The organism is Brevundimonas sp. FV1ye4L, assembly GCF_058681255.1.
This window is the reverse complement of the sequence record NZ_CM178734.1, coordinates 2,226,218-2,249,628: the sequence shown is the minus strand read 5'-3', so window position 1 is coordinate 2,249,628 and position 23,411 is coordinate 2,226,218. Positions and strand designations below refer to the sequence as shown.

Annotated in this window: 20 protein-coding genes; 15 read left to right on the top strand and 5 right to left on the bottom strand. The window is 66.1% G+C overall.

Going from position 1 to position 23,411, the window contains the following annotated elements:
- Positions 1-2: 2 nt before the first annotated feature.
- Positions 3-3,134, bottom strand: coding sequence for a bifunctional proline dehydrogenase/L-glutamate gamma-semialdehyde dehydrogenase PutA (gene putA, locus ACW17X_RS10895; RefSeq protein WP_492097311.1), 3,132 nt, complete (start codon positions 3,132-3,134; stop codon positions 3-5).
- Positions 3,135-3,242: 108 nt separating this feature from the next.
- On the opposite strand from putA, the gene ACW17X_RS10890 reads away from it, so the two are divergent.
- The 7 genes from ACW17X_RS10890 (at position 3,243) to ACW17X_RS10860 (ending at position 9,633) form a co-directional block, all read left to right on the top strand.
- Positions 3,243-3,704: an Lrp/AsnC ligand binding domain-containing protein gene (locus ACW17X_RS10890; protein ID WP_492097310.1), complete on the top strand. Its 462-nt coding sequence runs from the start codon at positions 3,243-3,245 to the stop codon at positions 3,702-3,704.
- Positions 3,705-3,780: 76 nt separating this feature from the next.
- Positions 3,781-4,866, top strand: a complete 1,086-nt coding sequence (locus ACW17X_RS10885; RefSeq protein ID WP_492088585.1) for a glycosyltransferase family 4 protein — start codon at positions 3,781-3,783, stop codon at positions 4,864-4,866.
- Between the two features lie 104 nt (positions 4,867-4,970).
- Positions 4,971-6,413 carry a phosphomannomutase/phosphoglucomutase gene (locus tag ACW17X_RS10880; protein WP_492097308.1) on the top strand — a complete coding sequence of 481 codons (1,443 nt, stop codon included), beginning with the start codon at positions 4,971-4,973 and terminating at the stop codon, positions 6,411-6,413.
- A 59-nt stretch (positions 6,414-6,472) separates the two neighbouring features.
- Entirely contained in the window at positions 6,473-6,736 is a 264-nt protein-coding gene (locus ACW17X_RS10875) for a DUF6894 family protein (RefSeq protein ID WP_492097307.1), read from the top strand.
- The gene (locus ACW17X_RS10870; RefSeq protein ID WP_492097306.1) at positions 6,733-7,476 is read left to right on the top strand and encodes a Crp/Fnr family transcriptional regulator; all 744 of its coding nucleotides are present in this window, start codon (positions 6,733-6,735) and stop codon (positions 7,474-7,476) included. Before ACW17X_RS10875 ends, ACW17X_RS10870 begins: the two co-directional genes overlap by 4 nt.
- A 37-nt stretch (positions 7,477-7,513) precedes the next feature.
- Positions 7,514-8,191 (top strand): Crp/Fnr family transcriptional regulator, encoded by a 678-nt coding sequence (locus ACW17X_RS10865; RefSeq protein ID WP_492097305.1) that lies wholly within the window; start codon positions 7,514-7,516, stop codon positions 8,189-8,191.
- Between the two features lie 290 nt (positions 8,192-8,481).
- Positions 8,482-9,633 (top strand): hypothetical protein, encoded by a 1,152-nt coding sequence (locus ACW17X_RS10860; protein ID WP_492097303.1) that lies wholly within the window; start codon positions 8,482-8,484, stop codon positions 9,631-9,633.
- 68 nt (positions 9,634-9,701) lie between these two features.
- On the opposite strand, the gene glmS is transcribed toward ACW17X_RS10860, so the two are convergent.
- Positions 9,702-11,516: a glutamine--fructose-6-phosphate transaminase (isomerizing) gene (gene glmS, locus ACW17X_RS10855; protein WP_492097301.1), complete on the bottom strand. Its 1,815-nt coding sequence runs from the start codon at positions 11,514-11,516 to the stop codon at positions 9,702-9,704.
- Between the two features lie 165 nt (positions 11,517-11,681).
- On the opposite strand from glmS, the gene glmM reads away from it, so the two are divergent.
- From glmM to ACW17X_RS10840, 3 genes are all read left to right on the top strand, one after another.
- Positions 11,682-13,031, top strand: coding sequence for a phosphoglucosamine mutase (gene glmM / locus ACW17X_RS10850; protein WP_492097299.1), 1,350 nt, complete (start codon positions 11,682-11,684; stop codon positions 13,029-13,031).
- 266 nt (positions 13,032-13,297) lie between these two features.
- Entirely contained in the window at positions 13,298-15,130 is a 1,833-nt protein-coding gene (locus ACW17X_RS10845; RefSeq protein ID WP_492097297.1) for a DUF885 domain-containing protein, read from the top strand.
- A 31-nt stretch (positions 15,131-15,161) separates the two neighbouring features.
- Positions 15,162-16,991 (top strand): DUF885 domain-containing protein, encoded by a 1,830-nt coding sequence (locus ACW17X_RS10840; RefSeq protein WP_492097296.1) that lies wholly within the window; start codon positions 15,162-15,164, stop codon positions 16,989-16,991.
- A 7-nt stretch (positions 16,992-16,998) separates the two neighbouring features.
- Here ACW17X_RS10840 and ACW17X_RS10835 read toward each other — a convergent pair whose 3' ends face one another.
- The 3 genes from ACW17X_RS10835 to ACW17X_RS10825 are packed head-to-tail and all read right to left on the bottom strand — an operon-like array spanning position 16,999 to position 19,261.
- On the bottom strand, positions 16,999-17,907 hold the full coding sequence (locus tag ACW17X_RS10835; RefSeq protein WP_492097294.1) for an NAD(P)/FAD-dependent oxidoreductase: 909 nt from the start codon (positions 17,905-17,907) through the stop codon (positions 16,999-17,001).
- A complete protein-coding gene (locus tag ACW17X_RS10830) occupies positions 17,904-19,043 on the bottom strand; it encodes a DUF1176 domain-containing protein (protein WP_492097292.1) in 1,140 nt (379 codons plus the stop codon). Before ACW17X_RS10830 ends, ACW17X_RS10835 begins: the two co-directional genes overlap by 4 nt.
- Before the next feature lie 5 nt (positions 19,044-19,048).
- Entirely contained in the window at positions 19,049-19,261 is a 213-nt protein-coding gene (locus ACW17X_RS10825; protein ID WP_492097290.1) for a hypervirulence associated TUDOR domain-containing protein, read from the bottom strand.
- On the opposite strand from ACW17X_RS10825, the gene ACW17X_RS10820 reads away from it, so the two are divergent.
- The 5 genes from ACW17X_RS10820 to ACW17X_RS10800 all read left to right on the top strand — a co-directional run bounded on the left by ACW17X_RS10820 (position 19,242) and on the right by ACW17X_RS10800 (position 23,359).
- Positions 19,242-20,306 carry an FRG domain-containing protein gene (locus ACW17X_RS10820; protein ID WP_492097288.1) on the top strand — a complete coding sequence of 355 codons (1,065 nt, stop codon included), beginning with the start codon at positions 19,242-19,244 and terminating at the stop codon, positions 20,304-20,306. The genes ACW17X_RS10825 and ACW17X_RS10820 overlap by 20 nt on opposite strands.
- Positions 20,307-20,675, top strand: coding sequence for a pPIWI-associating nuclease domain-containing protein (locus ACW17X_RS10815; protein ID WP_492097286.1), 369 nt, complete (start codon positions 20,307-20,309; stop codon positions 20,673-20,675).
- A 118-nt stretch (positions 20,676-20,793) separates the two neighbouring features.
- Positions 20,794-22,014, top strand: coding sequence for an NADP-dependent isocitrate dehydrogenase (locus tag ACW17X_RS10810; protein ID WP_492097284.1), 1,221 nt, complete (start codon positions 20,794-20,796; stop codon positions 22,012-22,014).
- Between the two features lie 166 nt (positions 22,015-22,180).
- Positions 22,181-22,762 (top strand): DUF2939 domain-containing protein, encoded by a 582-nt coding sequence (locus ACW17X_RS10805; RefSeq protein ID WP_492097283.1) that lies wholly within the window; start codon positions 22,181-22,183, stop codon positions 22,760-22,762.
- 45 nt (positions 22,763-22,807) lie between these two features.
- Positions 22,808-23,359, top strand: coding sequence for a DUF2939 domain-containing protein (locus ACW17X_RS10800; protein ID WP_492097281.1), 552 nt, complete (start codon positions 22,808-22,810; stop codon positions 23,357-23,359).
- Positions 23,360-23,411: the final 52 nt, after the last annotated feature.

The window sequence follows — 23,411 nt, the reverse complement described above, 5'->3', positions numbered from 1 at the left end:
AGCTAGAGGTTCAACAGGGCCGGATCCCCACCCTGCGCCGCGATGTTCACGCTGATCGCCTTTTCCGCCGCGTAGCGGATCAGGCTGTTCGGTCCTCCGGCCTTGGGGCCGGTGCCTGAAAGCCCTTCGCCGCCGAAAGGTTGCACCCCGACCACCGCGCCGGTGATCGACCGGTTGATGTAGACATTGCCGGCAGGGACGAGATCGACCACCTCGGCGGCGAAGGCTTCGATGCGGCTGTGGACGCCGAGTGTCAGGCCGTAGCCTCGGGCGGCCAGCTTGCCGGCGACCGACTTCAGGTCGGCCGAGTCGTAGCGATAGATGTGCAAGATCGGCCCGAACACCTCGCGCTCCAGGAAGTCGGGCGTCGGGATCTCGGCGATAGTGGGTGCGAACAGGTCGCCCTTTTCCGCGCCCAGCGGCAGGGTGGCGCGGGCGATGATCTTCGCCTCCTTCGCCAGGCGCTCGACGTGGGCTTCCAGGGCGCGGCGCGATTCCGGGTCGATGACGGGGCCGATGTCGGTCTTGGGGTCGGCGGGATCGCCGACGGTCTGGACCGCCAGGGCACCCTTCAGCCCCTCGATCAGGGCGTCGGCCGAATCCTTGGGCACATAGAGGACGCGCAGGGCCGAGCAGCGCTGGCCGGCTGAGCCGAAGGCGGATTGGATCACGTCGTCGATCACCTGTTCCTTCAGCGCCGTGGTGTCGATGAACATGCCGTTCAGGCCGCCGGTCTCGGCGATGAAGGGGATGATGGCGCCGGGGCGGGCGGCGATGGCGCGGTTGATGGCGCCGGCCGTGTCAGTGCCGCCGGTGAAGGCGACGCCGTCGATTCCGGGATGGGTGACGAGCGTGGCGCCGACCGTCTCGCCGCGTCCGGGAACCAGGGCCAGCAGGTCGGGGTTCAGGCCGGCCTTGTGATACAGGCGCACGGCCTCAGCGGCGATCAGCGGCGTCTGTTCGGCGGGCTTGGCCAGGACGGCGTTGCCGGCGGCCAGGGCGGCGGCGATCTGGCCGGTGAAGATGGCCAGGGGGAAGTTCCACGGCGAGATGCACGCGAAGACGCCGCGCCCGTGCAGGATCAGCTGGTTGGTCTCGCCCGTCGGGCCCTTCAGGGTCTGGGGGGCGGTGAAGTCGCGTTCGGCCAGCAGGGCGTAGTAGCGGCAGAAGTCGGCGGCCTCGCGCACCTCGGCGACGCCGTCGTTCAGGGTCTTGCCCGCCTCGCGGCTGAGCAGGGCGACCAGCCGGTCCAGATCGGCCTCCAGCGCATCGGCCATGGCGCGCAAGGTCACGGCCCGCTTGGCCCCGCCCTGACGGTCCCATTGAACCTGAGCGTTCGCAGCGGCCTCGACGGCGGCGTCGATGTCGGTCGCCTCGGCCTCCGAGACATGGCCGAGCGTCTGCGATCGGTCGAACGGATTGGTCACGGCCTGGGCGTCGATGCCGGCGCGCAGCTTGCCGCCGATGATCGGGCCGGAGGTCAGCTTCTCACGGTCGATCCCCTCCAGCGCGCGCGCATGGGCTTCACGGACGGCGGCTTGCGAATAGTCGCGGCCGATGGAGTTCTGACGATCGCCGTACATGTCTTGCGGAACCGGAATCTTGGGGTGACGGTCGGGCGCTTGCTCGACCAGGGAGATGGGATCGGCCGCGACGGCCGAGGCGGGCACGCGTTCGTCCAGCAGGGCGTGGACGAAGGAGGAGTTGGCGCCGTTTTCCAGCAGGCGCCGAACCAGATAGGGCAGCAGCTCTTCATGCCCGCCGACAGGGGCGTAGGCGCGGACGATGACGGTCTCGTTGGCCCACGCCTCGTGCGCCGCGTCGTAAAGCGCCTCGCCCATGCCGTGCAGGCGCTGGTGCTCGACGGCCACGCCCCGGTCGCGCGCCATGCGCCGCACGGCCGCCAGGGTGTGGGCGTTGTGGCTGGCGAACTGGCTATAGATGGCCGGCGCCGCCTCGATCATGGCCTTGGCGCAGACGAGATAGTTCAGGTCGGTCGCCGCCTTGGTGGTGAAGACCGGATAGTCGGTGCGGCCGAAAACCTGGGCGCGCTTGATCTCGGTGTCCCAATAGGCGCCCTTGACCAGCCGCACCATCAGCCGGCGGCCCGAGCGACGGGCCAGGTCGGCGACGCGCTCGATCGTCTCCAGGCCACGTTTCTGATAGGCCTGAACCGCCAGACCCAGGCCGGTCCAGCCGCCCAGGCTGGGTTCGTGCGCCAGTCGGTCCAGCAGTTTCAGCGACAGGGCCAGACGGTCCGCCTCCTCGGCGTCCATCGTATAGTTGATGTCGTAGCGGGCCGCGATCTGGGCCAGGCGCAGGATACGGGGATACAGGGTCGCCCAGACGTCGTCCTCGTGCGTCGCCTCATAGCGGGGCGACAGGGCCGACAGTTTCACTGACACGCCGTGACCGTGCTCGGGACCTTGGCCTTTCGAGGTCTTGCCCACGGCCTCGATAGCGTCGGCGTAGATCTTCTCGTAGCGGTCGGCGTCGGCCATGGTCCGGGCGCCCTCGCCCAGCATGTCGAAGCTGCACAGCCAGCCTTCCTTGTTCGACCGCTTCAGCGCGCCCTGGATGGTGCGGCCGACGACGAACTGCTCGCCCATGATCTTGACGGCGGTGGCCACGGCCTGGCGGATGACCGGCTCGCCCAGTCGCCCGGCGATCCGCTTGAGGAAGCCGGGCAGGTCGCTGCGGGCCTCCTCGTCAACGTCCACCAGCTTGCCGGTCAGCATCAGGCCCCAGGTCGAGGCGTTGACGAACAGGCTGTCGGACTGGCCCAGATGACTGGCCCAGTCGGCCGAGCCGATCTTCTCGGCGATCAGCCGGTCGCGCGTCTCCTCGTCCGGCACGCGCAGCAGGGCCTCGGCCAGACACATCAGGGCCAGACCCTCGCGGGTGCCCAGACTGAACTGCTGAAGGAAGCTTTCGACCACCCCCTGCTTCTTCTGGCTGCGGCGGGCGTGTTCGACCAGGGCGGTGGCCTCGGCGACGACATCCGCGCGTTCGGCGGCGTTCAAAGGCATGCGGGCCAGGTTGGCGGCGACCGCCTCGCGCTCATCGCGGAACTTGTGGTGGTCCAGGCCGTCCCAGACGGCCAGGCTCGAAGGCATGAAGGCGGGGGCGGTCATCGGTGACAATCCTGTGGATTTCCGCCGTATATGCCGGAGTTCATTGAAGGTGCTTCGTATGATATGGCCCGATGCTGATAATCGTTCGGTGTAGGGGCTCATTTTCCGATGATCGATATTGACGCCGTCGACCGCCGCCTCCTGCGGGTGCTTCAGACCGACGCCCGCATTTCCAACGCCGAGCTGGCGCGGCGTTGCAACCTGTCGCCGGCCGCCTGTTTCGAGCGGGTCAAGCGCCTGCGGGAAAAGAAGATCATCACCGGCTACGCCGCCATGATCGATCCGGCTCAGGTTGGTCGCGATTTGCTGATCTTCGTTGAGGTCCTGCTGGACCGCACGACCGGCGACGTCTTCGAAGCCTTCGCCGCCGCCGTCCGCAGTCAGCCCGAAGTGCTGGAATGCCACATGGTCGCCGGCGGATTCGACTATCTGATCAAGGCGCGCGTCGGCGACATGGACGCCTATCGGGCCCTTCTGGGCGACGTCCTGGTGCGGATGCCGGGCGTGCGCGAGACGCGGACCTATGCGGTTCTCGAAGAGGTGAAGTCGACGACGGTGCTGCCGTTGTAGCGAACGTCTCGCCTTCGTCATTCGAACCGTCTAGAAGTTCCGCCCTTACTTAACGGCTCAGGGTCCGCCCGCCTCAATGCGCATCGTTCTGGCCACCGACGCCTGGGAACCTCAGGTCAACGGCGTCGTCCGCACCCTGACCCGCACGGTCGCGGAATGCCGCGGCATGGGTCATGAGGTGGAGGTCATCGAGCCGAGCCTGTTCAAGACGATTCCCTGCCCGACATATCCGGAAATCCGGCTGGCGCTGGGGGCGGAAGAAGAGATTCGCGAAATGCTGCGGGCTTTCGAGCCCGAGGCTGTCCACATCGCCACCGAAGGGCCGATCGGCATCGCCACGCGCCGCATCTGCGTGGAATGGAAACTGCCGTTCACGACCAGCTACCACACCAAATTCCCCGAATATGTCTCGGCCCGGTTCCCGATCCCGGTTCAGGTCGGCTACGCCTATATGAAGTGGTTCCATAAGCCGTCGGGCCGGCTGATGGTGGCGACCCCGACGCTGCGCGACGAACTGGTCGAACATGGGTTCAAGAATGTCTCGCCCTGGTCGCGCGGCGTGGACACAGAGATGTTCAACCCCGATCTGGACCGGATCTATGACGAGATGGGCGGCAAGGACTGGCCCCGACCCTACTTCCTGAACGTCGGTCGGGTCGCGGTGGAGAAGAATATCGAGGCCTTCCTCGAGTTGGACCTTCCCGGCACCAAGATCATCGTCGGCGACGGCCCGGCGAGAGCTGAGCTTCAGGAAAAGTACCCCGAAGCGAAGTTCCTGGGCGCCAGGTTCGGCGATGACCTGGCCCGTTGTTTCCGCGATGCGGACGTCTTCGTCTTCCCCAGTTGGACCGACACCTTCGGCCTGGTGATCCTTGAGGCCATGGCCGCCGGCACGCCGGTCGCCGCCTATCCGGCGCATGGTCCGATCGACATTATTCCCGGCTCGAACGCCGGAGTGATCGACCAGGATCTGAAGACCGCCTGCCTGAAATGTCTCGAGCTCGACCGCCGGGATGTCCGCGCCTATGCTGAAAAATTCAGCTGGCGCGCCTCGGCCGAGCAATTCGTCGAGAACCTGGAACCTTATCCAGAGCCCGAGCGCGGCCGTTTTTGGCGCCGTCTTCGGCGTATCGCCCGGATTCGCAAGCGCGCTGCGGCTTAATTCGGCGCGCATCGTTTGTGACCGTAAGCCGCCCCCGAAAGAAGACGCATGCCTAAACCCCGCAAGACCTGAAGCCGAACACGGCGGCCTATGAGACGCAGGCCTTGGTCAAGCCGACGGGGTTCCGGGAATACGACGCCCGCTGGATCCTGGAGAAGGAGATCAATCTTCTCGGCATCCAGGCCCTGGGTTTGGGCCTGGCCACCTATGTCCACGAGATTGGCGTCGCGCCGAAGATCGTCACCGGCCATGATTTCCGCAGCTACAGCCTCAGCGTCAAACAGGCCCTGATCCTGGGGTTGCTGGAAGGCGGGATGGAGGTTCTGGACGTCGGCCTGGCCCTGTCGCCCATGGCCTATTTCGGTCAGTTCGAGCTGGACGCGCCCTGCGTCGCCATGGTCACCGCCAGCCATAACGAGAACGGCTGGACCGGCGTGAAGATGGGAGCGAACAAGCCCCTGACCTTCGGCCCCGAGGAGATGGGCCGGCTGAAACAGATCGTGCTGAACGGCGAGGGCGTGGCCCGGCCGGGCGGGAAACTGGTCCGTGTCGAGGACTTCCGCGAGACCTATGTGGCCGACGTCGCCTCCAAGGTGCAGATCAAGCGCCCGCTGAAGGTGGTCTGCGCCTGCGGCAACGGCACGGCCGGCGCCTTTGCCCCGGACGCCCTGCGCCGGATGGGCGTCGAGGTGATCGAGATGGACACCGACCTCGACTACACCTTCCCGAAGTACAATCCGAACCCGGAAGATCACGCCATGCTGGTGCAGATGGCCCAGCGGGTGCGCGAGACGGGCGCCGACCTGGCCCTGGGCTTCGACGGCGACGGCGACCGCTGCGGCGTGGTGGACGATACGGGCGAGGAAATCTTCGCCGACAAGATCGGCCTGATGCTGGCCCGCGACCTGTCCAAGGTCTATCCGGACAGCACCTTCGTCGTCGATGTGAAGTCGACCGGCCTCTACAAGACCGACGAGATCCTCAAGGCCAATGGCGCCGAGGTGGTCTATTGGAAGACGGGCCACTCCTACATCAAGCGCAAGACCGCCGAACTGGGCGCCCTGGCCGGGTTCGAGAAGTCGGGCCACTTCTTCATGGCCGGCGATCTGGGGCATGGGTACGACGACGGCCTGGTCGCGGCCGGGGCGGTTCTCGCCATGCTGGACCGCAATCCCGGCAAGAAACTTTCCGAACTGAAGGCCGCCCTGCCGGACGCCTGGACCAGCCTGACCATGTCGCCCCACTGCGACGACGAGCTGAAATACGGGGTGCTGGAGCGGATCGTGAAGGAATACTCCGACCTGGCCGAGGCCGGCGGCGAGATCCTGGGCCGCAAGATCCTTGAAGCCATCACCGTCAACGGCGTGCGGGTGCACCTGGAGGACGGCTCCTGGGTCCTGGTCCGCGCCTCGTCGAACAAGCCCGAACTGGTCGTGGTGGTCGAGAGCATGCGATCCGAGGACGACATGCGCGACCTGTTCCGCAAGGAGATCAAGCCGCGCCTGGCCGCCTATCCCGAGATCGGCGCCTTCAATCAGGAAATATAAAGGGCCTGAACCAATCCGCCCTGCGACCGCTTCATCCAGACCTGACGCTGGAGGACCGCTTGCCGCACTTTTATTTTCACACCGAAAACGGCGATTGTATTCGGGATGATCAGGGCGAGGATCTGCCCGATGCCGACGCGGCCCGCGAAGAGGCGGTGGCGGTGCTGGGGGAGATCCTGCGGTACAGGGGCGCGGCCTTCTGGGAGACGGCCTCGTTCAGCGTGATCGTAACCGACGCCGACGGGCGCACGGTGGTCAGCGTCACTGCCAAGGCGTCCGACGCCGCGCCTGAGGGCTGGACGTTGGCCGAGTCTGAGACATGACCAAGGCGGGACCCCAGCCGAAGATCGCCACCCTGATCGACAAACTGTCCCTGCGCGATCATGTCAGCCCAGAAGAAGTCGAAGCGCTCCAGGATGTTCTGGGGTCTCCACAGGAGGTTCGCAGCGGCGCGGACATCGTCAAGGAACATGCTCACCCCCTGCAAAGCACCTTGCTGATCTCGGGCTTTTCGGCGCGTTACAGCACGCTTGCTGATGGTGGACGTCAGATCACCGAGATCAATGTGCCGGGTGATTTCATCGATCTGCACAGTCTGCTGATGAAGCAGATGGACCATGGGGTCGTGGCCTTGACCGACTGCGTCGTAGCGCCCGCGCCCCATGTGAAACTCATTGCCCTGACCGAACGCCATCCGCATCTGACGCGGTTGCTTTGGCTGGACACGATCATCGATGCGGCCATCCACCGACAATGGCTGGTGGCGATGGGGCGGCGCAGCGGCCTGGGCCATCTGGCCCACCTGGTTTGCGAACTGTATCTGCGACTCCAGGCGGTGGGCCAGGCGGAGCGACTGCGGTTCGACCTGCCTCTGACCCAGGCCACGCTCGCCGACGCCTTGGGCCTGTCCACCGTCCATGTCAGCCGCCTGGTCACCGAACTCCGGGGCGAAGGTGTGATCAACTGGAGCGGAGGCCAGGTCGAGATTCTGGACTGGCGCCGACTGGCGGAGATCGCCGAGTTCGACGCTACCTATCTGCGTCTGCAGAACGAGCCGGTCTGACTTAATCCATGTTATCGCGCGCAACCCCGCTCTGGGGTTGATCGACGTCATGTCCGCACCGAATCTCGCCAAAATCCTACTTTCTCGCTTGGCGGATCAGGGCGTCGATCTGTTGGATCAATCCGCCGCGCCCGGGGGCCGTATCTCGCCGTTTCAGGACGGCCAGACGTTCGTCACCCTGGTTCTCGAGGGCGCAGTGGCGCGGCAAGGGCGGGATTCCCTCTGCCTCGGGCTGGCCGGTCCGGGCGATCTTTTGAACTTCGACGCTGCTGTCGGAGGCGAGGCGAACGAGGACGGCCTATGGCTGACGGCCGGCCGGCAGGTCACCATCCCGGCGGAACGTCTGGTCGAGACGATCGACCGTCCAACCTTGGTAGAGACCGCCTTGGCGGACCTGCGGCGCCGGATGGACGCGGCTCATGTGGAAGTGAAGCGTCAGGCGCGTGGACGAGTAACGGAACGCCTCGCCTCACTGCTGCTCGATATTCACGGCCTGAGCCAGGTTATGGAAATCCCATTGCGCCAAAGCGACATCGCCGGTTTTCTGGCCGTGCGGCGGGCGGGGATTTCCACAGCGGGCGGTGAACTGCAGGCTGCTGGCGGCATACGCGTGGGACGGGCGGCCATTCGCCTCTGCGATCTGGAACTCTTGAAAGATTCTGCGGCCGGCGTCGTCCGCCATCAGATGGCGCACCATAAAAACGGACTTGGCTAGGTTTCGGAGTTGATGCCGGGAGGCGCTATGAACGAAGCGCCTCCCGGACCGTAAAGGCGGTGGTCAATGCGGACACGTCTAGCGCTTTATGGCTGCGATCAGTTGTAGAAATCCTTCCAGTCTATGCTGAAGCTGAAATTCAGAAACATCTGGCTCCGTTCCGCCGCAACTCTGTATCCCGAAGCACGCAGTGGGTTTATTGAGGAAATAGAAAAGCGCTTGGAATGATCGACTTGGTCGGTCGATCTGATAATGATCGGTCCGCAATCTCAGATTTCCAAGAGTGTCCAATGTTGAACTTCGCCCTGGGCCAAGCCGTAGACCATGCCCAAGGTCCGGCTATCCGAACGGAGCTTGGACGATCAGGTCACGCTGTCTACGGGCCCTATAAACCGGTGGAGCCTGGGCGCTACTCTGTTGATTTCCTGATCTATGACGCCGAGGAAAGTCACGCAGCGGATGAGGTCATTGTCGCTCGCGTGGACGTTACAGCCGAGTTTGGGAAACAGGTTTTCGCGGTGGACTATGTCACGCTCGGGGACCTGAAAAGGGGCGGCCCCTTTCGGGTCGAGTTCGACCTCGATGTCTCCGCCACACTTGAATACCGGGTGTTTGCGGTGGGCGTGCGCGCGCTCATCGCGATCGACGAACCTGTTGTGGCTGACCGTGGCGGCGATGCGCCGGCCAAGGGACGACAGTGGTCAGAGCCCCCGGCGCAACAACAGCTGGCTATCCGTGAAATTCTCCGCCTGATGCGCCCCCACCGGGTCGTGGGACACCAAAAGGTGCGATTGGGGAACGAGGCTGACGGCGGTTATGTCATGATCGACGACTTCGAGGGGTTGGACGTCGCCCTTTCCCTTGGAATCAATGACGATATCACCTGGGACCTGGCTGTCGCCGACCGGGGACTGAAGATTTATCAGTTCGACCACACGGTCGCCGATCCCGCTCCTGACGACGACCGGATGGAGTTCTCGCCCACTATGATCGCCGCCCATACCAAAGAGGGCAGCATCAATCTAGAAGACCTGGCGAACCGACACGACAAGGGTGGCGACCAGAAGAACATATTACTGAAGATGGATATCGAGGCCTGGGAGTGGGAGGCGTTCGATACTCTGGAGAATGTCGGAGCCTTTTCTCAGATTGTCTGCGAGTTGCATTATTTCCAAGGCTTGGCCGATCCGATTTTCCGGCAGAAGGTACGCCGTTGCCTGGAAAAACTGCATCAGCACTATGCGTTGGTGCACGTCCACGGCAATATCCACGGGGGATTGTCCAATATGGCCGGAGTCACCTTCCCCAATGTGCTGGAGGCGACCTTCGTCAACAGATCACGCTACCAGGTTGAAGAGACCGACGAACTGTTTCCAGGCCCGCTCGACGCCTCCTGCGATCCCGAACGAGCCGACATATGGTTGGGCGGTTTCCGCTTTTAGAGGTTGTCGTTTCACCCGGCGCCAGTTCGAGTGCGAGGTTGACCGCATCCCCTGAGCGCTCGCCGGCCTCACTCCACCGTGACGGACTTGGCCAGGTTGCGGGGCTGATCGACGTCGGTGCCCTTCTGGACGGCGGTGTAATAGGCCAGAAGCTGGACCGGGACCGCATAGACCAGGGGCGCGATCAGGGGGTGGCAGTCCGGGGCATGGATGCGGCGGATGCCGGCGCCGTGCGGGTCGGGCGCCTTTTCCGGGGCGATCATGATCACTGGGCCGCCGCGGGCGGCGACTTCCTGCAGGTTTGAAGCGGTCTTTTCGAACACATCGTCCAGGGGCGCCAGGGCGATGGTCGGGGTTTCTTCGTCGATCAGGGCGATGGGGCCGTGCTTCAGCTCGCCGGCGGCGTAGCCCTCGGCGTGGATATAGCTGATCTCCTTCAGCTTCAGCGCGCCTTCCATGGCGAGTGGGAACATGGCGCCCCGGCCCAGGAACAGGACGTCGTCGGCCTTGGCCAGATCGTGGGCCACGGCGCGGATGCTGGCGTCCATCCGCAGGGCGTCGGCGATCAGGCGGGGGCTCTCGAACAGGGCCTTGACCAGTTCGTGCTCCTGGGCCGCGTCGATGCGGCCGCGCGCCACGCCCGCCGCGACGGCCAGGGCCAGCAGGGCGGCGACCTGGGCGGTGAAGGCCTTGGTCGAAGCCACGCCGATCTCCGGCCCGGCATGGGTGGGCCATAGGGCCTCGGCCTCGCGCGCCATGGAGGAGGAGTGGACGTTGACCACGGCGGCGGTCTTCAGCCCCTGCGCCTTGCACCAGGTCAGGCTGGCCAGGGTGTCGGCCGTCTCGCCCGACTGGCTGACGGCGACGGCCAGGGTCCTGGGCGACACGGCTGGCGAGCGGTAGCGAAACTCAGAGGCGATCTCGACGTCGCAGGGCAGGCCGGCGATCTTCTCGAAGGCGTAGCGGCCGATCTGGCCGGCGTAGAAGGCGGTGCCGCAGGCGACGATCTGGATCCGGTCGATGGCGGCGAAGTCGACGGCGTTGGTTTTGGCCGTGCCGGTCACCAGGTCGAGATATTCCGACAGGGTATGCTGGACGCTGTCGGGCTGTTCATGGATCTCCTTTTCCATAAAGTGGCGATATTCGCCCTTCTCGACCATGGCCGAGGAGGCCGACACCTGAACGACGGCCCGTTCGACCGGCTTGCCCGCGACGTCGAACATCCGGGCGCCGCCCTTGTTCACGGCGACATAGTCGCCCTCTTCCAGATAGGAGATCTTCTGGGTGAAGGGACCGACCGCCAGGGCGTCCGATCCCAGATACATCTCGTCCTCGCCCCAGCCGACCACCAGCGGACTGCCGCGACGGGCGCCCAGGATCAGATCGTCCTCGCCGTCGATCAGCACCGCGAGCGCATAGGCGCCGGTCAGCCGGTCCAGCACGCGCTTGAACGCCTCCAGCGGCGCCCGCTGCGTCTCGAGCTCGGCGTCCAGCAGGTGGGCGATGACCTCGGTGTCGGTCTGGCTTTCGAAGACATGGCCCTCGGCGGCCAGCTCGGCCTTCAGCTCGGCGAAGTTTTCGATGATGCCATTGTGGACCAGGGTGACGCGGCCGGCTTTGTGCGGGTGGGCATTGGCGGTGGTCGGGGCGCCGTGGGTTGCCCAACGGGTGTGGCCGATGCCCACGGTCGCCTTCAGCGGCGCTTCGGCCAGGACGGCTTCAAGGTTGCGGATCTTGCCCTGGGCGCGGCGGCGCTCGACCGCGCCGTCGACGACGGCGGCGACCCCGGCCGAGTCATAACCCCGGTATTCCAGCCGTTTCAGGCTGTCGATCAGCCGGGGAACGACGGGTCCATTGCCGGTGACGCCGATGATGCCGCACATGCGCTGGGAACTCCGAGGAAGAGGGACAGATAAGGCGCCGCTTTGCACTGGCGGCGATCCGGGGCTAAGCCACGCATCGAGCCCCACCGGCCGTCTATGCAATCTTAAGGCGGACCGCATCAAAAAAGGGGTTTCGGAACGTTACCCGAAACGAAGGACGACGCCTTGGGCGACAGGAAATATTTCGGCACCGACGGTATCCGCGGGCGCGCCAACACCTATCCGATGACGGCCGAGGTCGCGCTGCGCGTGGGCCTGGCCGCCGGGAAACTGTTCCGCACCGGCGACGACCGCCGCCATCTGGTGGTGATCGGCAAGGACACCCGGCTGTCGGGCTATACGATCGAGCCGGCCCTGGTCGCCGGTTTCGCCTCGGTGGGCATGGACGTGCGGACCTTCGGCCCGGTGCCGACGCCGGGCGTGGCCATGCTGACTCGGTCCATGCGCGCCGACCTGGGGGTGATGATCTCGGCCTCGCACAACGACTACGCCGACAACGGCATCAAGCTGTTCGGACCGGACGGCTACAAGCTGTCGGACGAGATCGAGCTGAAGATCGAAGCCCTGATGGACGACGGCCTGGACCAGGGTCTGGCGCCGTCGAACAAGCTGGGTCGAGTCAAACGCATCGACGACGCCCAGGCCCGCTATATCGAGATCGCCAAACAGGCCTTCCCCAAGCGGCTGTCGCTGCAAGGCCTGCGGATCGCGGTCGATTGCGCCAACGGCGCCGGCTACAAGGTCGCGCCCACCACCCTGTTCGAGCTGGGCGCCGAGGTCTTCCCCGTGGGGGTGACCCCGAACGGGACCAATATCAACGCCGAATGCGGCTCGACCCATCCGGCGACCCTGGCCGAGGCGGTCAAACGCTACCGCGCCGACATCGGCATCGCCCTGGACGGGGACGCTGACCGACTGATCATCTGCGACGAAAAGGGCCAGGTGGTGGACGGGGACCAGATCATGGCCCTGGTCGGGCTGGACTGGGCCAAACGCGGTCTGCTGACCGGGGGCGGCGTGGTCGCCACCGTCATGTCCAACCTGGGGCTGGAACGGAAGCTCAAGTCGGAAGGTCTGACGCTGGAGCGGACCAAGGTCGGCGACCGCTATGTGATGGAGCGGATGCGCGAGGGCGGGTTCAATATCGGCGGTGAACAATCCGGCCACATCATCCTGCACGATCACGCCACCACCGGCGACGGTTTGATGGCGGCCTTGCAGGTGCTGGCGGTGCTGGTCGAGTCCGGCAAGCCGATGAGCGAACTGGCCCGCCAGTTCGACCCGGTGCCGCAGAGGCTGGAGAATGTGCGGTTCACGGCCGGTAAGCCGTTGGAGAGCGATACGGTCAAGGCGGCCATCGCCGAGGCCGAGGCGGCGTTGAACGGCTCGGGCCGTCTGCTGGTGCGCCCGTCCGGCACCGAGAAGCTGATCCGGGTGATGGCGGAGGGGGATGACGCGGCGCTGGTGAAGCGCGTTGTGTCGGACGTGTCTGCGGCGGTGAAGGCGGCCGGGTGATCTTCACCTCCCTGTTCGCGAAGGCGAACGGGGAGGACAGGCGATCGCGTCAGCGGGCGCCAGGAGGGGGCGACTCGGTGTCTGAAGCTCTTGAGGTCATCACCGCCGTCGGAGTCGCCCCCTCCTGGCGCGCAGAGCGCGCCCGTCCTCCCCGTCGGCCTTCGCCGACGGGGAGGTGAGCTGGGATCGAGCCTGTCCGCGATTTCACTTGCGGGGCGAGGCGACCGGCGCTCCATTGGCGCCAGACATATTCGCTGGGGCCTTCCATGATCGACCGTCGCCGCCTTCTCCTGTCCGCCGCCGCAGGCGCGGGCCTCGCCGCCGCCAATGGTCAGGCATGGGCGCTGAACGCCTCGGGCGACGCCGCCCAGACCAAGGCGGCGCTGGCCGCCTACATGGATCAGGCCTTTGAACAGACCTTGGACCTCAGCCCCGAGGCCGTGACGGCCTTCGGCCTGGACACCGGCGCGCGCGCCGCCGCCAAGTCGAAGCTGACCGCTCCGACCCTGGAGAACGAGGAGAAGTTCCGGGCCTTCACCAAGGCGCAACGCGCCGCTCTGAGCGCCCTGGATCGGTCGTCGATGGACGCCCAGGACGGCATCTACTACGACACCATCGCCGATAATCTGGACGGGGTGATCGCCACCTTCGCCATCCCCTACGGCCAGGGCGGCTGGCCCAATCCTTACCGGGTCAGCCAGCAGGGCGGGGCCTATCAGTCGACGCCCGACTTCCTGGCCAATCAGCACACGATCCAGACCGCCGCCGACGCCGACGCCTATGTGGCGCGCGTCGCCGCCTTCGCCGAGGTGCTGAGCGCCGAGACCGAGCGGCTGCGCGAGGACTATGGCCTGGGCGTGATCCCGCCGGACTTCATCCTGGCCAAGGCGATCGCTCAGCAGGAGGGCATACTGGCCACCGACGTCGCCGCCTCGCCCATGTTGGCCTCAGTGGTGGACCGGACGACGGCCAAGGGCCTGTCGGGCGATTGGGGCGCCCAGGTCGAGGCCCTGCTGACCCAGAAGGTCTATCCCGCCCTGTCGGCCCAGAACGCCCTGCTGAAGGCCGCCCTGCCGCGCGCCGGACACGAGGCTTCTGTCCGTCGCCTGCCGCAAGGCCAGCAGTATTACGCCAACAGCCTGCGCTTCATCACCACCACCCGGTTGACGGCGGACGAGATCCACCGCACCGGCCGCGCCCAGATGGCCGAGCTGTCCGCCCGCGCTGATGCCCTGCTCAAGGCCCAGGGCCTGACCCAGGGAACGGTCGCTGAGCGGATCCGCGCCCTGGGCCAGGATCCGAAATACGTCTATCCCAACACCGACGCGGGCAAGGCCGAGCTGATCGAGAAGCTGAACGACCAGATGGCCGACATGCAGGCCCGTCTGCCCAGCGCCTTCGGCCGTCTGCCCAAGGCCTCGGTCCAGATCAAGCGCGTGCCGCCCGAGGTCGAGGCCGGCGCGCCGATGGGCTACTACAACTCGCCCAGCCTGGATGGGACGCGGCCGGGCATCTACTGGATCAATCTGAAGGACACGGCGGAATGGCCGTCCTGGACCCTGCCGACCCTGACCTATCACGAGGCCGCGCCAGGCCACCATCTGCAGATCAGCCTGCAGCAGGAGAGTGCGGCCGCGCCCAAGCTGATGAACTTGCTGGGCTTCTCAAGCTATGTGGAGGGCTGGGGCCTGTACGCCGAACAGCTGGCCGACGAGCTGGGCGCCTATGAGAACGATCCGGTGGGGCAGATCGGCTATATCCAGTCGCTGATGTTCCGCTCCGCCCGTCTGGTGGTGGACACCGGCATCCATTCCAAGGGCTGGAGCCGCGAACAGGGCATCCAGTACATGATGGAGGCCTATGGCGATCAGGAAGGCGCCGCCGTGTCCGAGGTCGAACGCTATTGCGGCTGGCCGGGCCAGGCCTGCGCCTACAAGGTCGGCCACAACGAGTGGGTCCGGCTGCGCGAAAAGGCCAAGACCAGCCTGGGCGCCAAGTTCGACCTGAAGAGCTTCCACGACACGGCCCTGGCCGCCGGGGGCGTGCCCCTGTCGGTGCTGGAGCGGATCGTGGACGGCTGGATCGCGACGCAGGCCTAGGCCGGCCACTCCGATAGCCGAGGAGGCTGAGATGATCGACCGCCGCCAACTGCTGAAGACGGGAGCTCTTGCGAGCGTTGCAGCATTCGCCGCGCCGGCCTTCGCGCGCGCCCAGAGCGGGGCGGCGGACGCCCTCGTCGCCCGGATCGGCGAGCAGGCCGTCGATATCAATCCGCAGCTGGCGACCAATCTCGGCCTCGATACGGGATCCCGCGCCGGCCTGAAGTCCGCCCTGGCGGGGCGAGGGCTTCAGGGCCGGGCCAGGGCGATCGCCCTGAACGAGACCTGGCTGGCCGAGATCCGCGCCGTCGACGCCTCGAGCCTGACCGGCCAGAGCGCCGCCAGTTTCGAAGTGGTTCGTTTCCAGGCCGAGGCTCTCGATGCGGCCAAGGGCTTTGGCTACGGCGATTTCGGCTTCGTCGATCCCAGCGTCTATCCGCTTCAGCCCTATACGGTCTCCCAGCTGACGGGCGCCTATCAGGCGACGCCGGATTTCCTCGACACCCAGCATTCGATCGAGACCGCCGCCGACGCAGACGCCTATCTGTCTCGCCTCTCGGCGTTCGCACAGGTTCTGGATCAGGAGACCGAGGCCAGCGGCCTGGACGCGGATCGCGGCGTGATTCCGCCGATCTTCATCGTCGCCAAGGCGCTGGACCAGATGCGGGCCCTGCGTGCGCCGACCGCCACCGACGCCGGCCTGACGCGCAGCGTCGCTCGACGCGCTGCGGAGAAGGGCATCGCCGGCGATTGGTCGGAGCGCGCCGCCGTCATCGTCGAGCGCGAGATTTATCCCGCGCTGGAGCGACAGATCGCCCTGCTCGAGACCTGGAGGCCTCGCGCCACGACCGACGCAGGCCTCTGGGCTCGGCCTCAGGGCGAGGCCTATTACGCCGCCAATCTGCGGCTGATGACCACCACCGAGCTCGACTCCGAGACCATCCATCAGATGGGGCTGGACCAGTCGCGCGACATCCTGTCCCGCATGGACGCCCTGCTGAAGGCCGAAGGCATGACCGAGGGAACGGTCGGCCGGCGAATGGCCGCCCTGGGCCGCCAGCCGTCCCAGATCTATCCGAACACCGATGCGGGCAAGGCCCAGATTCTGGCGGATCTGAACGCCCAGATCGCCGACATGGAGACGCGACTTCCCCAGTATTTCGGACGGCTGCCGAAAGCGAGGGTGGAGGTCCGCCGCGTGCCCGCCGCTATCGAGGCCGGGGCGCCGGGGGGCTATGCCGTGGCGCCCAGCCTGGACGGGTCGCGACCGGGCGCCTTCTACATAAATCTGCGCGACACGGCCGAGTGTCCTCGCTTCAGCCTGCCGACCTTGGCCTATCATGAGGCGCTGCCAGGCCATCATCTCCAGGGCACTCTGGCGATCGAAAACACCCGCCTGCCTTTGATCTCAAAGGCTCTGTTCTTCAGCGCCCACGGTGAAGGCTGGGCGCTGTACTCGGAGCAACTGGCCGACGAGATGGGCGTCTACGCCGAGGATCGGTTCGGGGAACTGGGCTATCTGCAGAGCCTGTTGTTCCGAGCCTCCCGCTTGGTGGCCGACACCGGATTGCACCACAAGCGCTGGAGCCGGGAACAGGCGATCCGCTATATGGTGGATACGGGCGGCGACGAGGAAAGCGCCATAGCCACCGAGATTGATCGATACTGCGTCTGGCCCGGCCAGGCCTGCAGCTACAAGGTCGGACATACCGAATGGGTGCGTCTGCGTGAAAAGGCGAAGTCGAGCCTGGGCGACCGGTTCGATATCAAGGGCTTTCACGACACGACCCTGTCTGCCGGCGGCGTGCCCCTGTCGGTGCTGGAACGGATCGTGGACGGCTGGATCGCGACCCAGGCTTAATGGGGGCCTAGTCGGAGACGGTCAGCCCATCCATTCGGCGCAGGCGATTGTGGATGTCGGTGGCGGCGACGGCCGCCTCGGCCGTAGCGACGGCGATCTGGTTGAGGCCCCGCACCACGTCGCCGGCGGCGTAGAGGCCCGGCACGCTGCTCGCCTGATGCAGATCGACCTCGAGCCGGCCGTCGGGCGCCAGCCGGGCGTCGAGCCCCTGCGCCAGTTCGGCGTTGGGCGACGTGCCCAGGGCGGAATAGACCAGATCGAAGGCGCGGGTCCGACCGCCCCAGCCCAGGGCGGTGACCCGGTCCTGTTCCAGATTGACGGCCTCCAACGGTGCGACGATCAGCTCGACGCCCAGCCGGTCCAGTTCCTCGTGCCGGGTCAAGGCCTGGGGCGGCCCGATATGGATCAGCGTCACCCGATCGGAATAGGTGCGCAGGAAGGCGGCTTCGCGCGCCCCCTTGTCGTCGTGGCCGATGACGGCGACCGCCTTGTCGGTCGCCTCGTAGCCGTCGCAGATGGGGCAGATGCGGACCAGCGACCGCTGAACCGCCCGCTCCACGCCCGGCAGGTCGGGGTGGTGATCGACGACTCCGGTCGCGAGAAGCACCGCCCGGGTGCGGATTTCGCGGCCTTGAACCTGGGCTGTGAAGACGTCGCCGTCGTGGGCCAGGCGCTCGACCCGGCCGGGTTCGATGACCGCCCCGAACTCCTCGGCCTGTTCGCGCATCCGCTTCAGGATATCGGCGCCGGAAACGCCGGAGGGAAAGCCCGGCATATTATGGCTCAGCGGAATCCAGCAGGCGCGGGGCTCGCCCGCATCGATCACCAAAGCGCGGCGCCGGAACCGGCCGAGATAGGTGGCCGCCGTCAGGCCGGCGGGGCCGGCGCCGATGATCAGAACCTCAGGATCCGTCATCGGGTGCGCCAGGCGACGGGCCACAGGTAGTTGGGGACGCCGGCGCAATTCCCCATCGAACTCTCACGCGTCAGGGCGAAGCGGTCGCCGGTCCAGGCCCAGGTCTGGAGCGCGCCGCAGTCGCCGATGCCCCGGCCCTTGGCGAAGGCGGAGAGGGTTCGGGTCTCGGAATCATAGGCGCCGTTGATGGTGGTGTTGTCCGCCATGACCGGGTTCGCGCCCGGTCCGGCGGTTCCGACCAGGGCGACGGGACGGGGCTCGCGTCCGTCCGGCCCGGTCAGGTACCAGGAGTGGGTCAGGTTATAGGCGCCTGATCCGCACGCCACCGCCCACAGCACCGTTCGGGCGTCCAACCTCGCGGACGAGACTCCGTCGCCTATGCCGGACATCTGCGACTCCTTGAGGCAGTCGCCGACTTCCTTTCGAGCGCGCAGGGTCGCGGGCAGGGTCTGGCCGCTGTCGCCGAAACCGGTCTGATCGACGCGGGGCGCGACCGGGACGGTCGGCAGGGGCGGGGCCACAGGGACGCTCGAGGCGGGGCGATCGCCTCGGCGGATCAGGGCGGTGGTCGTGCCCAGCCGGCCCTGTTTCTCGTCGATCCAAAGCAGGGCGGCGGCGGCGCCGTTCAGGGAGACAGGCTGGATCGTCGCGCCCTTGATCGTCATCGCACGGCTTTGGGCCATCGCATCGATGAGGGGCGCGATGTCGGAGCGGATGCGGCCGATCGGCGTCTGGCCGCCGTTGTCGAGGGTCGCCGGGAAGGCGCGGCCGTCGATCTGAAGGCCCACGGCGGTCGAGGCGGGCGCGTCGCTGTCGGGCCAGTAGCCGAAGGCGACCTCCGGGTTGGCGTCGGGACCGGGCGGCAAGGCGATGCGGACCCAGCCCGCCGCAAAGTCCGGTGCAAAGCCGAAGGCCCAGCAGGTCCCGTCATTGCTGCAGGTCGCGCTCCAGTCCTTGAACTGATGCGTCTCGCTGCGAGTCTCCAGGACGGCCGGCGGGGCCGCTGCCGCCGTGGCCTCGGAGACGGCCGGCTGGGTCGGGGCGGGCCCTTTCGCGGCCTCCCGGTCGCCACATCCCGCGACCGCTGCGGCGGAAATCGTCAACGCCGCCAAGGCGCTCCCACGAAACAGACCCATGATCCTCATGCCTTTCTCAGCGCCGAAGGCTTGTGCGCGGCGCGGGCGCCGGTCTTGGCGCTCTCGACGACATACTCCGGATTCTCCGGCGAGGCCGCTACCTCATGGCCTTTGATATGCGTCTTGGCGGTGACCTTGCGCACGACCTTTCCGGTGGTCGTCCCGTGGCTGTGATCCCACTTCACGCGGTCGCCGGGCTTGAACGTCCTGTCTGTCATGGTGCGGCCTCCTTCGGCAGATGCGGTTCAGCGAGCAGCCGGCGCATCAGTTCCGCATCGACCACGGGCGGCGGCTCGCAAAAAAGGCGAGGATCCACCGTTCGACCAGTTCGCGCTCTACATCCGTCATTCCGTCGGCACCGAAGGTTTTTCTTGCGAGGCGAACGATCATGCTCGATTTAAAAACCGTGAGTTGAACGCAAGGCAAGTTTCTTGTCTTGATCCATCCGAGATCGGCGGGGCCTACATGAAGTCTCTGAAAGTCATTCAGACCGACAGCGGTCGGCTGATGAAGCGCCGAACCCGGCAATGGAGTCGGTTTCTGGCGTGGGTTGATGCCCATAGCGACTCGCGCTGGGTGTTCAGGGGGTTGGGCGATGCTGCCTTCGAACTGAAGCCCTCCGTCGGGAGAAGGCCAACCTACAAGCTTGCAGACGAGCGCACGATTCTGGAAATCTTCCGCAAACGCGTCGCCGAATTCAATGGCTTCACGACACCGCAGGATTGGGACGCTTTAGCGTTGGCGCAGCATCACGGGCTGCCAACCCGATTGTTGGATTGGACGACCAATCCGTTGGTTGCCGCTTACTTCGCCGTGTCCTCCGACCCCAAACCTGTTGAGATGCGCCGTGTCGGCGAAACGGGAAGAACGATCGGCAAGTCGATGGCGGCCACACCGCCGTTAGCTACGACGACCGCCCGAATCGTGGCCTATCGTGTTCTTCCTCGTATGGTGCTGAGCGACGAAGACAAGCCGTTCGAAGTAAGCAAGGTCGGCTTCATATCTCCACGAACGCTTACGGGGCGGATTGTCACTCAAAGCGGGGTCTTTAGCGTCCACCCTCAGCCCGATGTTCCTTGGGACGATCCGCTGGAGGACGACCAGCACATCTTCGACATTCCGGGTGACGCGCGCGCCTTCTTTCGAAGGAGACTCTTCTATCTCGGCGTGGAGCCGCAGCGTATAAAGGGCGGACTGGATGGACTCGGCGAGCGAATTGCTTGGCAGTATTCATCCAGCATCGGGCTTGGAGCTTTGCGCTAGATGACCCACGCATTTGACACGAGACATCTTGCACCGCTCGACGGGGAGAGGCTGAGGTCGGTCGTCGGCAGGATTTCCGATTTGACTGCTGAGGACGCCGTCATGTCCGACGCCCTTGACGACCTCAACCAGTTGTCCTCGGCTACGCTTTTCGAAGGCGTCGATCCTAGCCCGGACGGTGTATTTCAGGTCTCGGGAACCAATAGTTTTGAAGCTACCGCGACAATCTACGTCACGCTCCAATACGGCGGTTCGAAAGACGGCGCCGCTATGAGCGACGCTTACCCCGCTACGGTTGCGGGCCATTTCGACGGGGATGATGTCATCATTGATCGCGTTGGCGTCGATACGCGCTCCTTCTACGAATAAGTCGTAGGGGCTCTGCGGGAACGATTCAGGGCGGTCAGCGGGGTTTGCGCGGACGCCCGGCCCGGCTATATCCCCGCCACGATATTCTTTCCCCAAAAGTCAGAGGCGGACCGCACGCATGGCCAAGATCAAGGTCGAAAACCCCATCGTCGACATCGACGGCGACGAAATGACCCGCATCATCTGGCAGATGATCAAGGACAAGCTGGTCTTCCCGTTCCTGGATCTCGAGCTGGACTACTACGACCTGGGCATGGAGCACCGCGACGCCACTGACGACCAGGTGACGATCGACGCCGCCCACGCGATCCAGAAGCACGGCGTCGGCGTGAAGTGCGCCACCATCACCCCGGACGAGGCCCGGGTGAAGGAGTTCGGCCTGAAGAAGATGTGGAAGTCGCCCAACGGCACCATCCGCAACATCCTGGGCGGCGTGGTCTTCCGCGAGCCGATCATCTGCTCCAACGTGCCGCGCCTGGTGCCGGGCTGGACCCAGCCCATCGTCGTCGGCCGTCACGCCTTCGGCGACCAGTACAAGGCCACCGACTTCCTGATGCCTGGCCCCGGCACCCTGACGATCAAGTTCGTCGGTGAAGACGGGGCCGTGATCGAGCACGAAGTCTACAAGGCCCCGGGCGCCGGCGTGGCCATGGCCATGTACAACCAGGACGACTCGATCCGCGAGTTCGCCCACGCCTCGTTCGCCTATGGCCTGCAACGCAACTATCCGGTCTATCTGTCGACCAAGAACACGATCCTGAAAGCCTATGACGGCCGCTTCAAGGACATCTTCCAGGAAGTGTTCGACGCCCACTACGCCGCCGAGTTCAAGGCGCGCGGCCTGACCTATGAGCACCGCCTGATCGACGACATGGTCGCCGCGGCGATGAAGTGGTCCGGCGGCTTCGTCTGGGCCTGCAAGAACTACGACGGCGACGTCCAGTCGGACGTGGTGGCGCAGGGCTTCGGCTCGCTGGGCCTGATGACCTCGGTGCTGATGACGCCGGACGGCAAGGTGCTGGAGACGGAAGCCGCCCACGGCACCGTCACCCGCCACTATCGCCAGCACCAGAAGGGCGAGGCCACCTCGACCAACTCGATCGCCTCGATCTTTGCCTGGACCCGCGGCTTCAAGCACCGCGCCAAGCTGGACGGCAACGAGGCCCTGGGCGTTTTCGCCGACACCCTGGAAAAGGTTGTGGTCCAGACGGTCGAAGCCGGTTTCATGACCAAGGACCTGGCGCTGCTGGTCGGCGATCAACAGGGCTGGCTGACCACCGAGGGCTTCCTCGACAAGGTCGCCGAGAACCTGAAGACCGCCCTGCCCGACGTCGGCTGAGCCCGTCCTCAAGCAGCGCGAAGCGCGGTAGGACAAAGAACGTCCTCAAGCAGCGCGAAGCGCGGTAGGACAATGACAAAGAGCCCCGTCGGATCCGTCCGGCGGGGCTTTTCGTTGCGTCCTCCGATGGGCCGTGCATGATCGGGCCGAGGGTGGGGGAAGCGACGTGAAACGACTGTTCGGCAATCTGGTGGTTCTGGGGCTGGTGGCCGCCGCCGTGGCCTTCTTCCTCGCGCCGGCGGTGGGCTTCTTCGCCATCCGGTCGGCGGCGGAGGCGGGGGATGTGCAGGGGCTGGCCCGGTTGATCGACTTCCAGGCCGTGCGCCAGTCGCTGCGGCCGCAGCTGAGCGGCGGGGTCCAGGCGCCGGCGCCCTCGTTCCTGGAAGACCCCATCGGCGCCGTCAGACGCCAGATGGAGCGGAACCCGATCCTGAACGCGCCGGACGTGGACGCCTATCTTACGCCGGCCGCCCTGTCGGCCCTGACGCGGGGGGAGGGCCGCTACGCCAGCCAATGGTCGGCGGCAGCTCCGCCTGTGGCCAGCGCAGAGACGCGCAAACCCTGGCCCCGGCCTGTGTTCTGGAGCGTGAACCGGATGCGGATGGCGGTTGAGGACCAGGGCGGATCGCGCACCGTCTTCACCTTCGAGCGGCGGGGGCCGTTCGAGTGGGTTCTGGTGCAGATCGGTCTGCCCGATGGGTCGGCGCCCGCCGCGCCCCAGGCGGTTGCGCCCGCGACGGCGCGCTAGGCGCAACATCTGGCCCGTCTCGACGTTTCGCCTGCAGGAGTAAGCATGAAGAAGATCGCCATCGGACTGGTTGCGGCCATTCTGGGCCTGGCCCTGGTCGCCTGTTTCGTCTCGCCCTTCGTGGCCGCCCAGGCCTTGATCCGGGCGGCGCGGACGGGCGACGTGGCCGGTCTGGAGCAGTCCGTGGACTTCCCAGCCTTCCGGGCCAGTCTGAAGGCCGAGCTGAACGCCCGCGCGGCGCTGGAGATCCGCGAGCGGACCGGCGGAGACCGGGCCATGGCCGCCCTGGGCATGTTGCTGGCGCCGTCGCTGGTCGAGGGGGCCGTGGACGGTCTGGTCACGCCCGAGGGGGTCGCGGCCATGGTCCGGTCCGGCGACAAGCCCCGGCCCGAGCGGCCCGTCCCCGCGTCCGACACGCCGGCGACGCCGAAGGAGCGGATCCATCAGTCCTGGGCCTATCGCGGGATCAACACCTTCGCCGTCACCCTGACCCGCGACGACCGGCCGGACGACGCCCTGGTGCTGATTATGGAACGGCGGGGGCCGCTGAACTGGAAGCTGGCCGGGGTGGATCTGACGCCCGACCCGATGGGCTAGGGACGCGGGCCACCTTCTTTTCGTCATTCCGGTTCTTCGGGCCAAGCGGCCC

Bases quoted from the DNA above. Each gene is read 5' to 3' on its own strand.
- putA (WP_492097311.1), bottom strand. From the start codon at position 3,134: ATGACCGCCCCCGCCTTCATGCCTTCGAGCCTGGCCGTCTGGGACGGC.
- ACW17X_RS10840 (WP_492097296.1), top strand. From the start codon at position 15,162: ATGATCGACCGCCGCCAACTGCTGAAGACGGGAGCTCTTGCGAGCGTT.
- ACW17X_RS10810 (WP_492097284.1), top strand. From the start codon at position 20,794: ATGGCCAAGATCAAGGTCGAAAACCCCATCGTCGACATCGACGGCGAC.
- ACW17X_RS10835 (WP_492097294.1), bottom strand. From the start codon at position 17,907: ATGACGGATCCTGAGGTTCTGATCATCGGCGCCGGCCCCGCCGGCCTG.
- ACW17X_RS10845 (WP_492097297.1), top strand. From the start codon at position 13,298: ATGATCGACCGTCGCCGCCTTCTCCTGTCCGCCGCCGCAGGCGCGGGC.
- glmS (WP_492097301.1), bottom strand. From the start codon at position 11,516: ATGTGCGGCATCATCGGCGTCACCGGCAATGGACCCGTCGTTCCCCGG.
- ACW17X_RS10890 (WP_492097310.1), top strand. From the start codon at position 3,243: ATGATCGATATTGACGCCGTCGACCGCCGCCTCCTGCGGGTGCTTCAG.
- ACW17X_RS10870 (WP_492097306.1), top strand. From the start codon at position 6,733: ATGACCAAGGCGGGACCCCAGCCGAAGATCGCCACCCTGATCGACAAA.
- ACW17X_RS10860 (WP_492097303.1), top strand. From the start codon at position 8,482: ATGTTGAACTTCGCCCTGGGCCAAGCCGTAGACCATGCCCAAGGTCCG.
- ACW17X_RS10800 (WP_492097281.1), top strand. From the start codon at position 22,808: ATGAAGAAGATCGCCATCGGACTGGTTGCGGCCATTCTGGGCCTGGCC.
- ACW17X_RS10885 (WP_492088585.1), top strand. From the start codon at position 3,781: ATGCGCATCGTTCTGGCCACCGACGCCTGGGAACCTCAGGTCAACGGC.
- ACW17X_RS10825 (WP_492097290.1), bottom strand. From the start codon at position 19,261: ATGACAGACAGGACGTTCAAGCCCGGCGACCGCGTGAAGTGGGATCAC.
- ACW17X_RS10815 (WP_492097286.1), top strand. From the start codon at position 20,307: ATGACCCACGCATTTGACACGAGACATCTTGCACCGCTCGACGGGGAG.
- ACW17X_RS10830 (WP_492097292.1), bottom strand. From the start codon at position 19,043: ATGGGTCTGTTTCGTGGGAGCGCCTTGGCGGCGTTGACGATTTCCGCC.